At 60.2% G+C, this 15,311-nt stretch carries 9 protein-coding genes and 1 tRNA gene; 7 read left to right on the plus strand and 3 right to left on the minus strand.

Going from position 1 to position 15,311, the window contains the following annotated elements:
- The first annotated feature begins 49 nt into the window (after positions 1 to 49).
- Entirely contained in the window at positions 50 to 2,605 is a 2,556-nt protein-coding gene (locus tag AC1ATL_RS00450; protein WP_476567654.1) for an HAD-IC family P-type ATPase, read from the plus strand.
- Positions 2,606 to 2,972: 367 nt separating this feature from the next.
- On the opposite strand, the gene AC1ATL_RS00455 is transcribed toward AC1ATL_RS00450, so the two are convergent.
- Both AC1ATL_RS00455 and AC1ATL_RS00460 read right to left on the minus strand, forming a co-directional pair.
- Positions 2,973 to 3,980 carry an asparaginase gene (locus tag AC1ATL_RS00455; RefSeq protein WP_476567656.1) on the minus strand — a complete coding sequence of 336 codons (1,008 nt, stop codon included), beginning with the start codon at positions 3,978 to 3,980 and terminating at the stop codon, positions 2,973 to 2,975.
- Between the two features lie 147 nt (positions 3,981 to 4,127).
- Positions 4,128 to 5,633 carry an amino acid permease gene (locus tag AC1ATL_RS00460; RefSeq protein WP_432623334.1) on the minus strand — a complete coding sequence of 502 codons (1,506 nt, stop codon included), beginning with the start codon at positions 5,631 to 5,633 and terminating at the stop codon, positions 4,128 to 4,130.
- Positions 5,634 to 5,909: 276 nt separating this feature from the next.
- Between AC1ATL_RS00460 and AC1ATL_RS00465 the strand changes: the two genes are divergently transcribed.
- The 6 genes from AC1ATL_RS00465 to yddG all read left to right on the plus strand — a co-directional run bounded on the left by AC1ATL_RS00465 (position 5,910) and on the right by yddG (position 13,581).
- On the plus strand, positions 5,910 to 7,361 hold the full coding sequence (locus AC1ATL_RS00465; RefSeq protein WP_476567658.1) for an FAD-dependent oxidoreductase: 1,452 nt from the start codon (positions 5,910 to 5,912) through the stop codon (positions 7,359 to 7,361).
- Between the two features lie 409 nt (positions 7,362 to 7,770).
- On the plus strand, positions 7,771 to 8,808 hold the full coding sequence (locus AC1ATL_RS00470) for a serine hydrolase (RefSeq protein WP_476567660.1): 1,038 nt from the start codon (positions 7,771 to 7,773) through the stop codon (positions 8,806 to 8,808).
- A gap of 382 nt (positions 8,809 to 9,190) precedes the next feature.
- Positions 9,191 to 10,330, plus strand: a complete 1,140-nt coding sequence (gene htpX, locus AC1ATL_RS00475) for a zinc metalloprotease HtpX (protein ID WP_476567662.1) — start codon at positions 9,191 to 9,193, stop codon at positions 10,328 to 10,330.
- A gap of 131 nt (positions 10,331 to 10,461) precedes the next feature.
- Positions 10,462 to 10,535 (plus strand) — tRNA-Gly (locus tag AC1ATL_RS00480).
- Positions 10,536 to 11,041: 506 nt separating this feature from the next.
- Positions 11,042 to 12,127 (plus strand): hypothetical protein, encoded by a 1,086-nt coding sequence (locus tag AC1ATL_RS00485; RefSeq protein WP_476567664.1) that lies wholly within the window; start codon positions 11,042 to 11,044, stop codon positions 12,125 to 12,127.
- 470 nt (positions 12,128 to 12,597) lie between these two features.
- Positions 12,598 to 13,581 carry an aromatic amino acid DMT transporter YddG gene (gene yddG / locus AC1ATL_RS00490; protein ID WP_476567666.1) on the plus strand — a complete coding sequence of 328 codons (984 nt, stop codon included), beginning with the start codon at positions 12,598 to 12,600 and terminating at the stop codon, positions 13,579 to 13,581.
- A 338-nt stretch (positions 13,582 to 13,919) separates the two neighbouring features.
- On the opposite strand, the gene fbaA is transcribed toward yddG, so the two are convergent.
- Complete coding sequence (gene fbaA / locus AC1ATL_RS00495) at positions 13,920 to 14,999, minus strand: class II fructose-bisphosphate aldolase (RefSeq protein ID WP_476567668.1); 1,080 nt, start codon at positions 14,997 to 14,999, stop codon at positions 13,920 to 13,922.
- Positions 15,000 to 15,311: the final 312 nt, after the last annotated feature.

A 15,311-nucleotide genomic window follows, 5' to 3' on the forward strand; every position in this document is an offset into this window, starting at 1 on the left:
GGCGCCGGTGGGTTAACAAGGCGTCCGAAACGAGCGTAAGGAGATTCTCATGCGTAGAATCATTGCTTTATGTAAGGAAGTCCCGCTGCTTCCAATCACCATTCTTGCCGCGATTCCGCTGGCATTGCTGGGCGTGTGGAAGCCATGGGAGACGGCGGGTGTCTCGTTGGCCTTCGGACCGTTCAATCCGGGCGTCGGACAGTGGATCGTGATCGCGTTGGTCGTGTACACGATTGTGGTGACGGTGATCGGCATGATCGACGATTTGCGGCATGGCCATGTGGGCGTGGATCTGCTGGCCGTCATCGCGATTGCGTCGACGGTGGCGGTGCAGGAATACTGGGCCGCGTGGGCCGTGGTGCTGATGATTTCGTCCGGCGAGGCGATCGAGGAATTCGCGCAGTCGAAGGCCGAGGGCAATCTGACCGCGCTAGTCGACGCGGCGCCGCGCACGGCCCACGTGGTGTCGCTGCCGGGTCTGCGCGGGCACGTGCACGCCTCCGAGGACGAGCACGCGGCGGACGTGACGGCGGACGGCTTCCGCAAGGTGGCTGGTGCTGGTGCTGCGGCGGTCATCGTGGCTGGTGCAAATTTGTCCGATTCTGCAGAATCGGACATCCAGACGGTACGCAACGCATCTCACGTGTCCGATTCTGGAGAATCGGACATTCGTGATGGCAAACAGGATGCCCACGTGTCCGTTTCTGCAGAATCGGACATTCGTGGTGCCGGAAAGACGTTTGATGCGGCCGGCGAGCATTTTGACACCGTTCCGGTCGACCAGGTCAAGCTGGGCGACGTGATTCTCGTGTTGCCGGGCGAGACGGTGCCAGTCGACGGCGAGCTGCTGTCTGGCGTGGCCACCTTGGACCTGAGCAATATCAACGGCGAGCCGGTGCCGCGCGAAGTGTATGCGGGAGCACGCGTGTTGTCGGGCGCGGTCAACGGGTCGACCGCTTTGACGATGCGTGCCACGCAATTGGCGCAAGATTCGCAGTATCAGAAAATCCTCGAACTGGTGTCGTCGGCGCAGGAATCGCGCCCGACTGTCGTCAAAACAGCCGACGTGCTGGCTGTGCCGTTCACCATTCTTTCGCTGGCGATCGCTGGCATCGCATGGGCCGTCGCCGGCACTCCGTTGCGATTCGCGCAGGTGCTGGTATTGGCCACGCCCTGCCCACTGCTGATTGCGGCGCCCGTTGCGTACGTGGCTGGCACCGGCCGTCTCGCTAAAGCCGGCATCCTCATCAAAGCGCAGGACGTGCTGGAAAATCTTGGCCGCGTATCGCACATCTTCTTCGACAAAACCGGCACGCTCACCGTCAAACAACCGCAGGTGGTGCGCGTGGAGAAGCCGTTCGAGAACAGTTCGCCGTACGACGAGGACCACATCCTCATGATGGCCGGCGTGGTGGAAGGCTATTCCGTGCACATCCTGTCCAAAGGCATCGCGGCGGCCGGACAGCAGGCTATGAAGAAGCTGTACGAGCGGTATGCGAATGGGCAGCGGCTGTGCGCAGAACGGAATCTGCCCGGACATGGCCGCGATTATCCGGTTGTGAAGCACATCAAGGAGGAGTCTGGCAAAGGCGTGTCCGGCGAGGTGAACGGGCATCGGGTGCGCGTGGGCCGGTTCGCGTATGCGACGGCCGATGAGGCTGGTTTCACGCATGTGTTGGGCGGAGGCGCACCCGGTTCCTCCGTATCCACCAGTTCCGCCGCGCAGTCCGCTTCCGTTGCTCATGTGTCCGATTCTGGAGAATCGGACATTCAGACGGGTTTGAATGGTGCTCAGATGTCCGTTTCTGGAGAATCGGACACGCAACGTGGACGGAACGCATCTCGGATGTCCGATTCTGCAGAATCGGACACGCAGGCTGCCGAACTTGGCGCCGCCCCGCGGAAACTGGAGGTCAACTCGCTGTTCGCTCCGCTCGAACCGGACGAAATGGCCGCTTACGTGTCAATCGACGGCAAACTGGCCGCGCGCATCGTGCTACGTGACGTGCCGCGCGCGAACGCCAAAGCCTCCCTCGACAAGCTGCATCGGCTCGGCGTGTGCGAACTGTCCATGCTCACCGGCGACAAGGAGGCCTCCGCGCGCATCATCGCGGGCGAGGTCGGCATCGACGACGTGCAGTCCGAACTGTTCCCCGAAGGCAAGGTGGCGGCCGTCAAGAACGCCACCGAGGACGCGCATCAGCACCAGCCCGCGTGGGACAAGGTCGTGCAGCGTGTGGTCGGCGAATCCATGACCCGCCAAGTGACCATGATGGTCGGCGACGGCGTGAACGATGCCCCCGTATTGGCGGTCGCCGACATCGGCATGGCCATGACCGACGGCACGTCCACGGCGGCGTCCGAATCGGCGCAGGTGGTCATCATGAACGATGACATCGCCTCCGTGCCGCGCGCCATCGCCATCGCCCGTCGTACGAAGCGCGTGATGCTGCAGGCGGTGTTGGTCGGTCTCGGCCTGGCCATCATCGGCATGGTCGCGGCCGCGTTCAACCTGATTCCGGTGGTCGTCGGCGCGTTCATGCAGGAGGCGATCGACGTGGTGAGCATCCTGTGGGCGCTCACCGCCCTGCTCGACCGCGAATAATCGGCGGGAGCCAAGGCGTCCCGGCTTCGCGGTCATGTGTCTGGAAACGGTGGCCGTGCAAGGCTGCCGCGGCCGTGCATCGCCGTGCACGGCTGTTCCATACGACGAATTCACGTGATAACACGTGATGAAATGTCGCACGATTCCATTTTTGATGGCAAATTTCGAATCGTGCGACATGATGCTTTGCGATTGTGCCCCCGAGGCTAGTTTAGGGGGTGCGAATCGCTTACGCTGAGACACTTCGGGGGCATTGGGCGAAGGTTGTTTGTTGCACGATTCGATTTTTCCGCCGTTTTTTCGAAGCGTGACACATTTTTCGGTCGCATGACGCATTTTGAGCGACGGATTGCGCGCCCCCGCCGCATCACAGCGAGCTTGGCGAGATCTCCCCGGCGATGGAACGCGTCATCCACGTGCCGAAATCGGCCGCGTCCACGCCCTGCGACAGCAGGAACATGATTTTCGCATACGTGGCTTCCAGCGTCATGTCGCCCGATCCGATCGCTCCGGCGCGCGCGATCGCATCGCCCGTCTCATAATGGCCGAGCAGCACTTCCGCCTGCTGGCATTGCGATGCGATGACGACCGGTACGCCGTCGTGCAGCGCATCGGCGATGACGTCGGTCAGCCCCGGTTCGTCGCTGGGCACGTTGCCGACGCCGTACGCGCGCAGCAGCACCGCTTCCGGACGCGGTTCGAGCATCGCGTCAAGTCGTGCGGCGGAGATGCCTGGCGCCATGTCGATCACAGCGACGTCATGCCGCGTGTACGGCTTCGGATTCTTCCACCCCTCGCTCGTGAGCGCGCTGCCGGCATACCAATGCCACGGTGTGCCGGTACGGGCCAGCGGACCTGTGGACGGTGCGGAGAAGCCCTCGAACGCCCAGCTTGACGACTTGCTCACGCGGTTGCCGGCGAACAGGTGGTGCCCGAAAAACAGACCCACCCCATGGAACCGTCCGCTCATCGCGGCATTCAGCGCACCCGTGACATTCGCGGTGGCATCCGACTCGATTTTGCCAAGCGGATGCTGCGATCCCGTGAAAATCACCGGCTTGCCGAAATCGGCCAGCGCGTAAGACAGCGCGGCGCTCGAATAGCTCATCGTGTCGGTGCCGTGCAGCACTACGAACGCGTCGGCTTCGTCGCGGTGCGAACGCAGGTCGTCGATCATCGTCTGCCAATTGTCCGGCGTCGCGTTCGACGAATCGATGAGCGGATCAAGTTCGGTGAACGAGAACAGGTCCGGATCCAAATGCGCGTCCGCGATCAGCCTATGCAGCCAACCGCGCATGTCGGCGCCCGGAACCAAGCCGTTCGGCGACTCGATCATGCCGATGGTGCCGCCGGTGTACGTGATGTGAATACGCATATTGCCACCTCGTATGACGAGGGCCCTCGCTCGATGAGGGCCCGTTTGTTTGTATTGCGATTGTACGTTCGCCCGCTGCCGAAAGCATGCTGGGTCGCCGGCGATTGCCGTCGACGGCCGCTTGGGCTGCAGGCGAACGATGATGGTCTACTTGCCCGGTTTTTCCGTGGTCTCCAGCACGTCGGGCACGTCGTTGCCGTTGTCGTCGAGCATCTCATCCATCAGGTCGCCGTTGATGCGGCCACGCACATAGAACCAGCCGGCGATCATGGCCACGACGACCACCGCGAACATGGCCAGCGTCCAACGGCCGGACGCGCTGGTGAGATTCGACAGCACGACCACGGCGAAGAACACCAGCGAAATGTAGTTCGTGTACGGCGCTCCCGGCATGCGATACGCGGGACGCGTTTCCTCGCCGGCCTTGACCTTCCTGAGGAACGCCAGATGCGTGACCAGAATGGCGGCCCAGGTTCCGGCGATGCCGATGCCGGCCAGATTCATGACGATTTCGAACGCGTCGGACGGCAGCACGGCGTTCAGCACCACGCCGATCAGACCCAGCGCGGACGTGATGATGATGCCGCCGTACGGCACGTGATGCTTGTTCATGCGGGCGGCGAACTTCGGTCCGGAACCGGCCACGGCAAGCGATCGCAAGGTGCGGCCGGTGGAATACAGGCCGGCGTTCAGCGACGACAACGCGGCGGTGAGCACGACCACCTGGATCACGTCGCCGGCATGCGGAATGCCGATGCCGGAGAAGAACGTGACGAACGGCGATTCGTTGGAAGAGTAGGCGGTGTACGGCAGCACGAGCGCCATCAGCACCACGGAGCCCACGTAGAACACGAAAATGCGGATGATCATGGAATTGATGGCCTTCGGTAGCACTTTCTCGGCATCCTTCGCTTCGCCCGCGGCCACACCCACCATCTCAGTGCCGCCGAACGCGAACACCACGCCCAACGTCAGTGCGAACACGGTGGGAATGCCCTTCGGAAACAGGCCGCCATTGTCGGTGATGTTGGCCACACCGGCATGGGAGCTACCCACCGGAGCGCCGGTGACGATGGCCCAGATGGCGATGACCATGAACGCGATGATCGTGGCCACCTTGATGGCGGCGAACCAGAACTCCGCCTCACCGAACATCTTTACGCTCAGCAGATTCAGCACGAACACGACCGCCAGCGCGCACAACGCCAGCAGCCACTGCGGCACGCCCTGGAACGCCTTCCAATAATGGAAATACACGGCCACTGCGGTGATGTCAGCCATCACGGTGACCGACCAGTCCAGGAAGAACAGCCATCCGGTGATGTACGCGCCCTTCTCGCCGAGGAATTCACGTGCGTACGAGACGAACGCGCCGGACGACGGACGGCGAATCGCCAGCTCGCCCAAGGCGCGCACCATCAGAAACGCGAAAACACCGCAGACGGCGTACGCGATCGCCAAACCCGCGCCGCCCTGCGCGAGACGGCCGCCCGCGCCGAGAAACAGGCCGGTGCCGATGGAACCGCCGATGGCGATCATCTGGATATGACGTGGCTTCAGATCCTTCGCATAGCCGGCGTCGCTCTTGTCGAGTTTGCGCGCGCCGCCCTGCGTCGGCGCCTTGGAATGCGCCGAATTATTGGAATCGCTCATGATTCTTCTTCTTCGTTATATGGTTTCTTCGTTGTACGGTGCGCCGCAATCGTAATTTTTCCGCCAAAGCGCGGTGCGATGGCCATGTCAATCGATTGACGGCGCGTAAGGTCGCAAACAGTATACGGATTGCTCGTTACCTGCGACGAAGCTCGCCGACGCTTGCCCGACGATACGTTCCCCCGTTCCCGGTCGGTCACGTGCGCGTGTGGAGGTCGCAAGAAAAAGCCCGTACGCCCCTATCGCAAATGCAGGGAATATATTAGGCTAGAGCGCGTGACTGAAACTCAAGAACTTCGTATCGCTGTAATCGGCGCCGGCCCTGCAGGCGTCTACTCTTCCGACATCTTCCTGCGCCAGCTCAAGAAGCTTGGCGAGGAGCTCGGCCTGGGCACCAAGGCCCGCATCGACCTGTTTGAAAAGCTGCCGGTGCCGTTCGGTCTGGTGCGCTACGGCGTGGCCCCCGACCATCCATCCATCAAATTCATCGCGTCCGCGCTCGAGAAGACCCTCGACAACCCGGACATCCACCTGTACTGCGACGTGGAATTCGGCAAGGACGTGACGCTCGACGAGCTGCTCGAACGCTACGACGCCGTGCTGTTCGCCACCGGCGCAGTGGAGGACAAGCCGCTCGGCCTGCCGGGAGCGGATCTGGACGGCGTGCACGGTGCCGCAAAGTTCGTGGAATGGTATGACGGCTATCCGACCGGCGCCCGCGAATGGCCGCTCGACGCCGAAGAGGTCGCCGTGATTGGCGGCGGCAACGTGGCCATGGACGTGGCGCGCGAGCTCATGCGTAACGCCGACGATCTCAAAGCCAAAACCGACATCCCGGACAACGTGTACGAGGGTATCAAGGCCAACAAGGCCAAGACCCTGCACCTGTTCATCCGCCGTGGCGTGGCCCAGGCCAAGTTTTCCGTGCAGGAGCTGCGCGAGATGGAGAAGCTGCCGGGTGTGCAGCTGATCATCAACGAGGACGATTTCGATCTGGACGACGACACCATCGAGGAGGCCGGCAAGGACAAGCTGACCCGTCAGATGGTCGAGGAGCTGTTCACCATCCGTGAGATGGCCGAAGATATGGAAGACGACGGAGACACCGATTTCGAAGGCAATCCGGCGGACCGCAAGTACTACATTCACTTCAATTCCGCGCCGGTCGAAGTGCTGGGCGAGGACGGCAAGGTCGTTGGCATCCGCGTGGAGAAGACCGAGACCAGCGCCGATGGCAAGATGACCTGCACCGGCGAATTCGAGGAGTATCCGGTGCAGGCCGTGTACCATGCGATCGGCTACAAGCCGGCTTCCGCGCCGGGCATCGCATACGACGATCGTCGCGCTCACCTGGCCAATGCGAATGGCGACGGCCGTATCACCACCGAGGCGTCCGGCGAGGGCGCGCAGGTGCGTGAGCGTCTGTACGCCACCGGTTGGGCTAAGCGTGGCCCGGTCGGCCTGATCGGATCCACCAAGTCCGACGCGCTGCTCATCGTCACCAACATGCTCGAGGACCTGTCCAAGGCCGCCGAGGGCGGTCGCGTGGCGGTTGACCGCGACCCGGAATCCATCGACCGTCTGCTCGCATCCCGCGGCGTCAAGCCGATCGACTTCGCCGGCTGGAAGAAGGTCGACGCGTACGAGCGTGCCGAGGGCGCGAAGGAAGGCCGCGAGCACAAGAAGGTCATCGACCCGGAGCAGATGCGCGCGCTGGCGCATGCCTGATCGCTTCGGACCTCTCCTGATCTGAGGTTCGGCTGAGGTACGGCTGAGGGGTGCGCTTGGCCGTTCAGTGCGGACTGCAACGCGTGCGGTCGTAGCCGATCCCTACAGCCAATCGCTGCTGTTCCCACCGCTTTTTCGACGCCTTGAGTGTCCGTTTCTGCAGAATCGGACACTCAAGGCGTTGTTTTTGCCGTCTGCATGTCCGATTCTCCAGAATCGGACGTTCGGGGTATCGGGGTATCGGCTTGGGCATCGGCCGTACCTGTCATCAGACATTGTGGAGGGATTTGTCGCATAGCCCTGAAATTCGCGTTATCGCGGTAGACTCTCGTGAATGGAACGCGGTGTGTGGCACGCCGCAAGAATTGCCGGCACGAATGTTGCGAATGTCTAGAGTCGTGAGGTCGATATGAATTTCGGAAAGCACGTCAAGCGTAAGAACGCGCGTCGCTATTCCGCATCCGTCGTAGCCAGCCTGCTCCTTACCTGCCTGGTCTGCGTCGCTGCAGGCGCTGGTCTTGCGAACCTGCGATTCGAGGAATCGGCCCACGCCATGTCGCCGAGCGAAATCTCCGGAACCGCGGCGTCGAACAACGCGTCGGCAAATCAGCAGACGGCGCCGGTGTCATTGCAAGCTGTGCAGGACGCCATTTCCGCGGCGGACGGCAGTCCTGCGATCACGACGCAAGGTTTCACGCTGAGCGCTGAATCGCAGGCGGCGGTGCAATCGCAAATCGCGAATTTCACCAACGGCGGATACACCGCATCGTTCATGCTCGCCGATATCACTACGGGACGTACGATCGAATACAACGCGGATACGCAGATTTATTCGGCATCCTCGGCGAAGGCGCCGTACCTGATGTCGTTGTTTTCGACGGGTACCGTCGATTTGAACGCCGTATATCAAGCTTCCGATCCGCAAGCCGCCGCAATTCAGCAGAAGGTCGATGTGGTGCTGCGCGATTCCGACAATGATGCTTACGACTGGTTCTACCAGACGTATGGGCTTGATTTGTTCAACACGTGGGCCGAGCAGCAGGGGGTCTCATCCAGGATGACTCCCGAGCGCGGCGGATACATGTTCACCTCCGCGAGGGACATGGCCAAACTGTGGACCGCCGGATATGGGTTCCTCTTCGCCGGCCAGACGTCAGGGGCGCAGGGCATTGCGCCGGAATCGTTGCAATGGTTGGCCGGTGAGATGACGGATTCGCGCAATTCCAACATTCATGCGGCGCTGGGCGATGCGAACACCGTGTATACGAAGGCTGGCTGGATTAACGGCGAAGGTGGCTACTATTCGTTGAACGACGCGGGGATTGTGGCTTCGCAGTCCGGCTCGTATGTGCTTGCCGTGTTGACGGACGCCTGCGATCGCAACGATTTGCTGACCGGTTTGATCGGTGCGCTTGACGCGGTGCATTCGGGCGATATGCAGGGATAGCGCATACGGGGTATGCGTACAGGGCGTATAGGGATGGCGCATGCAGGGATAGCCATCTTTTTGGTACTGCTTCTGCTGCTCGTCTTGGTATTTGTGCGTTCCTTTCCTGTTCGTAAAACCTTCCCGCACATGTGCTTCCCTCTGTAAACGTAAACTTTGGATGCCTATGTGTCCGTTTCTCCAGAATCGGACGTATAGGCGGTCGGATTAGGCGCTTGTTTGTCCGTTTCTGGTGAATCGGACACGTGAGCGACGCCTGAGGCATCATGTTTGTCCGTTTCTCCAGAATCGGACAAACGAGGTAGGGTTTGCGGCACTTCGCCAAACCACCCTCCAGCTAGCATCCAGCAAAATCCCAGTCTGCGTTTCTACGCTGGTGTCCATGAACGGCAAATTGCAGGTGCACGGCCATTGCAACGGCTTGAAGACAACGCTGTTGTTCGCGTTGATGTGGGGCGTCATCATGCTCATCTGGTGGGCGACCGGCGCCAGCCAAGGCACGCTCGGCTACTACATTCTCATTGGACTCGGTTCGACGTTCGTCTCTTACTGGTTTTCCGACAAACTGGCGATCGCCAGCATGCATGCGCAGCCGGTAAGCGAGCAGGAAGCCCCCGTACTATATAAGATCGTCCGCGAGCTGTCGGCGAAGGCGGGCAAACCGATGCCGCGCATCTACATCGCCCCAACTATGAGCCCCAATGCTTTCGCGACGGGGCGCAACGAGCGTCACGCGGCGGTCTGCTGCACGCAAGGTATCCTGCAGATGCTCAACGAACGCGAAATTCGTGGCGTACTTGGCCATGAGCTCATGCACGTCTACAACCACGACATTCTGACGTCCGCGATCGCCTCCGCCATGGCCACTGTGATCTCGTACCTCGGCTATTCGCTCATGTATTTCGGCGGCGGACGTTCCCGCGATGACCGCGACGATTCGGCATCCGCCGGTCTGGGATTGCTCGGCGTGCTGCTAAGCACGATTCTCGCGCCGATTGCGGCCTCGCTGATTCAGATGGCGATTTCCCGCACACGCGAATACGATGCCGACGAAGACGGTTCCAAATTGACGGAGGATCCGGAGGCGCTCGCTTCCGCGTTGAGCAAGATTTCCGGCGGGGCGGCCGCCATGCCGATGGACAAGACCGCTGGAACGCAGTCGGTGGCTGCGATGATGATCGCCAATCCGTTCTCTGCTGAGGGCTTTTCCAAGCTGTTCTCCACGCATCCTCCGACTTCGGATCGCATAGCGCGGTTGATGCAGATGAGCCAGGAGATGAAACAGCAGGGCATGCAGTCGGGGTATCTGGCCGGTGGATACGCGACGAATGGTATCGCCGCGTCGGGTGTCCATCAGGGGGCCGCGTTTGGCGCTGACGCGCAGAGCGGTCCGCGATTCGGGGCGCAGTATGGCTTGCAATATGGCGCGGATGGTTCTCAGTACGGTCCGCAATATGGAACAAACGGAGGGTATTCCCGCGATTATTCGCAAAGGCCTACGTCGGGCGGATATTTCGGCTGAACCCATTTGGCTGAGGAACCTTTCGATATATGAGGTTTCCGAAGACGCCCGGATTTCCGCATAGCGGTCTGTGTTCGCATATGCGCCCGTGACATGCTAGACTGTGAACTCGTGCCCAAAAGGCACATTCTGCGGATGTAGTTCATCGGTAGAACGAAAGCTTCCCAAGCTTTAAAGGCGGGTTCGACTCCCGTCATCCGCTCCATTTAAAAGCCCTTGGAATTGCAATGATTCCAAGGGTTTTCTCATTGTAAAGACAGTTCAGTGGCCGCACTGTGGCCGCAATCGGAAGTGACGGATACCTCCATATGGCTAATTAGATAGTCTGGCCAATAATTCTCATGCCCTATGCCTTATCTCAATCAATAGTCGTAGGACGCGTGATTCGAGTGGGGCGCATGGGGCGTAGATTTTAAAGCTCGGATGTCCGATTCTCCAGAATCGGACGTCCAGGGTGTTGCACTGACTGCATAAGTGTCCGTTTCTGGAGAATCGGACACGTGAGGCATGGAATTGGACCATTGAGTGTCCGTTTCCCCAGAAACGGACACTCGGGGTAGGTGAGAGAATTTTCGGCTGAGCTTCGCGTTACGTGCCTGCCCATCTCGACACGCCCGGAGCCTGTGGATAACTCACGTTCTCCGACCACAACCCCTGTTCCAGTGGCGCCCATCCGTTCGAGTCCTCTATTTTGTGCGCATGGATATGAAAATGCAAACGCACGCACAATCGCGGCAGCAAACTGCGAAATCGCAGAAGAAATCACAGACGAAACAGCAGAAGAAGTCACCTCAAACCAAGGCGCAGCAACGGATTGACACCATGCTTGGCCAGGCGTACGCGCGCCGTCGCTTGGCGGTGCCAAGACGAGACAGGGATCGGCGAGCATTTCAGCGACGTCTGAAAACGGGAGAAATCGTCATGCCGTACAAAGGCATGTATATCGCCGCCGCGAAATGGGAATCGCTGTCATATGCGCAACGCATCACGTGGGCTTTGCGGACCGTGTGCCATACGCATCCCGGCTGGGTGTTGTGCGGCCCGTCCGCGGCGGGCGCGTTGGGATTCACCACCACCATCAAGCTGCAGCGTTACGTGCATGTCGCGGTGTCGAAACGCTCGCAGGCGGGGCGCCATGGTTATGTGATCGCCCATTTTTACAAGGATATGCCGGCGGTGAAAACCGTGGATGGCATGAAGGTGACCGTGGAAATGGACACGATGATGGATTGCGGCCGCATGCTTGATTTTGAGCATGCGATGGTCGTGTGCTGCACGGGTCTGCGATTGTCTGGTTTGCCGCAACATCGGCTGCGGGACTATGTCCACGGAAGGAAGCGGATTGGTGGTATTCCGCGCGCCAGGTATGTCGCTGAACATGCTGATCCCGCGTGTGAGAACGGCGGGGAGGCGACCGCGTTGGCCGCGATTCTGGAGGTCGGCGCATGCCGGCCACGAATGCAGGCCACGTTTGTGAGTCCGTTGAGTGGCGGCGAGATTCGCGCCGACTTTCTATGGAAACGTGACGATGGCAGTATCGTCGTGGGCGAGCTGGATGGCAGGCAGAAGTATGTCGATCCGTCCATGATGGGGCAAGGCGATTCGATCGATGTAATTCTGCGTGAGAAGGATCGTGAGACGCAGCTGAATATGCTTCGGGTCGATGTCGTTCGATTCCAAATGGAGCATGTGCGTGATCGCGGGCAGTTGCGGCAGCGATTGCAGGCAGCGGGTGTTCCGTTTGAACCGGTTCGACGACGGTCGCCGTTCAGCGGTTTTCGTTGCAAGGCCTACTGATTTCATTTGGTTTGTTCTGCGTTCTGTCGGTTATGTCGTGCCGTGTTCTGTCGGTTATGCCGTGCCGTTGGCTGACGATTGCCGGCTCGTGCTTTGTTCTTGCCTGTCTTTGCTTATGTCCTATGTCTTATTTGGCTTGCTCTGTGCGTGACTTGTGCCATGTCCGGCCTGCTTGTGTGTGGTCCGCTATCCTTGTTTGTGTTGTTGTGTTGTTGTGCTGTTGTGCCATGCCTAGTTTGTGCCGTACTCGTCTCATGAATGTCCGATTCTGCAGAATCGGACGTCTGGAATTGCAAAACCACATCTCACATGTCCGATTCTCCAGAAATGGTCACGTGGACGTCCGGAATTGCCTTTTGTGCGTCCGATTCTGCAGAATCGGACATGCGAGATGCTGGATTGGGCGTCTGGATGTCCGTTTCTGCAGAATCGGACACGTGCGGTAGGTCAGACACGCGTGGCGATGGCCGATGGGTAGTCTGGGAATCGTGAATACGGATCAGAACCTTCCCGACAATACTGCGGAATCCTCCGGCGGCAGCCCGCGCAACCTTTTACTCGGCCATGCCACATCGCACGCTGCGACCATCATCGGCCTTGCCGCGATCGTGCTGTGGGGATTCATGGCTGGCCTCGTTCGCCTCGTTTCCGAATCATTCGGTGCCACTCTCGGATCGGCGCTCATCTATACCGTCGGTGGCGTGTTACTGTTCATCGTACGTCGCCCGAAGCCGATCAGTCAGGCGCCACGCAAATATCTCATCCTCGGCGGCGCCATGTTCATCGCGTACGAATCGTCGATTTCGCTGGCAATCGGTCTGGCCACAACGAACGCGCAATCCGTGGAAGTCAGCCTCGTCAACTACCTGTGGCCGACGTTGCTTGTGCTGATGACCGCCGCCATGTCACGTAAACACGGTGCGGTCATCAAGGCGATTCCGGGAGCGGTCGTCGCCACCGTCGGTGTAGCGATGGCGGTCGGCGGTGAGACCCTGAATATGCAGGAAGCGGTCTCCAATATCGCCAGCGACCCCCTACCATACTTACTGGCACTTGCCGGCGCCTTTATCTGGGCGATTTACGCGAGTACGACGCCGTCAATGTCCGACGGATACGACGGGACGACGATTTTCTTCTGCTGTGTCGCCGTCGTGCTGTGGATTATCCATTTCGTTTCGGGCGACGGTCTGCCTGCGACGGCTCCCGGCATCGGCGGATATGTGGCTCTGCTGGCGTGCGCTCTTTCGATTGCCGGCGGCTACGCTTGCTGGGGGTATGGCATGCTTCACGGCAGTATGGAGACGTTGGCGATCGGCTCGTATGCGACCCCGATTTTTTCCACGGCATCCAGCACGTTGTTGCTGGGCGTGGCGTTGGGTATGCCGTTCTGGATTGGTGTGGCGCTCGTTGTGACTGGCTCGTTGATTAACGTGTGGTTTTCGCGACGTTCCTGAGCTTTCGATTCGTTTCGCCCAATTTCACGTGTCCGATTCTGGAGAATCGGACGTTTTGGCACGTGGTTTGGTACGCTACGTGTCCGTTTCTGCAGAATCGGACGTACGAGATGCCGCACCAGATGTTTGTATGTCCGTTTCTGCAGAAACGGACACACAAGCGTATGAAAAAGGTGCTCACACGTCCAATTCGCCAGAATCGGACATGCGAGCGCCGTATCTGCGCCGTACGCGCCGTGCAAATGCCATGCAGCCATGTCGACATCGCAAGTGTCACAAGAAAAGCGGCATGGAATCCCGTAGCCACACTTCGCGTGGATAAAACGAGACCCAGAAACCTACTTCAACGCGCGCCCGGCTGAACCCAGCTGCTGGCACGCCTCAACCACGCGCGCGGCCATCGCAGTCTCGGCCTCACGTCCCCACGAACGCGGGTCGTACAGCTTCTTATTGCCAACCTCGCCGTCGATCTTCAAAACTGCATCGTAATTGCGGAACATGTGCCCGGCGACCGCACGCGAGAACGCATACTGCGTATCCGTGTCGATATTCATCTTGACCACGCCGTAGCTCACCGCCTCCGCGATTTCGGCAGGCGTGGACCCGGAGCCGCCGTGGAATACCAGAGGGAACGGCTTGCCTTCCGGCATATCGCGCAGCACATCGGAGCCGGTGGTCGAATCGGCCAATCGCCCGTCATGCGCCGCGTTCCAAACTTCCGTCTGGATGTCGCGTAGCAGTTTCGGACGCAACTGCACGATGCCCGGCTTGTACGCGCCATGCACGTTGCCGAACGTGAACGCCGCCATGTAGCGACCGCGCTCGCCCAATCCCAGTCGCTCCGCCACGCGCACACCGTCGGCGGGCGTGGAGTACAGTTTCTCATTGATTTCCGCGGAATGGCCGTCCTCTTCGCCGCCGACCGCGCCGATTTCGATTTCCAGCACGGTGTGCGCCTTCACCGACTTGTCGAGCAATTCCTCGGCGATGTCGAGATTCTCCTCCAGCGGTACGGTGGAGCCGTCCCACATGTGCGATTGGAACGTCGGCTCCTCGCCGCGACTTACCTGCTCCGCCTCGTGCGCGAGCAGTGGCCGAACCCACTCGTCCAGATACTGTTTGGCGCAGTGGTCGGTGTGCAGTGCGACGGTGATGTGCGGATAGCGCGCAGCCACTTCGTGTGCGAACGCGGCGAATGCGAGCGACCCGACTACGCGATCGTTCACGCTTTGGCCGGAAAAGTAGGCCGATCCGCCTACGGACACCTGGATGATGCCGTCGGATTCCGCTTCGGCGAAGCCCTGCAGCGCGGCGTTCAGCGTCTGCGTGCTCGTCACGTTGATTGCAGGATAGGCGTATCCGCCACGGCGCGCGGCATCCAGCATCTCGGCATAACGTTCAGGTGTTGCGATAGTCATGCCTCCATTATGCCGCTGTTGCGTGACGCGACGGGTGGTCGGGTTGCGCGGTGTGGTTTGGGATTCGGACGATTCCGTGGTCCTCCGTGGTCTTTCCATAGCCGCGTGTCCGATTCTGCAGAATCGGATGTGTGGAGTGTGGTTCCGGACCTCTGTGTGTCCGTTTCTGCAGAAACGGACGCGCGAAGTGCGTTCGTGGGATTTTGTGTGTCCGTTTCTGGAGAATCGGACTTTTTGTGGTGTGATTTTGGGTGCCTGAGTGTCCGTTTCTGCAGAATCGGACACTCGTGGTGTGGGAATGGTGGGGGAGTG

This window comes from Bifidobacterium sp. LH_743 (assembly GCF_056355775.1).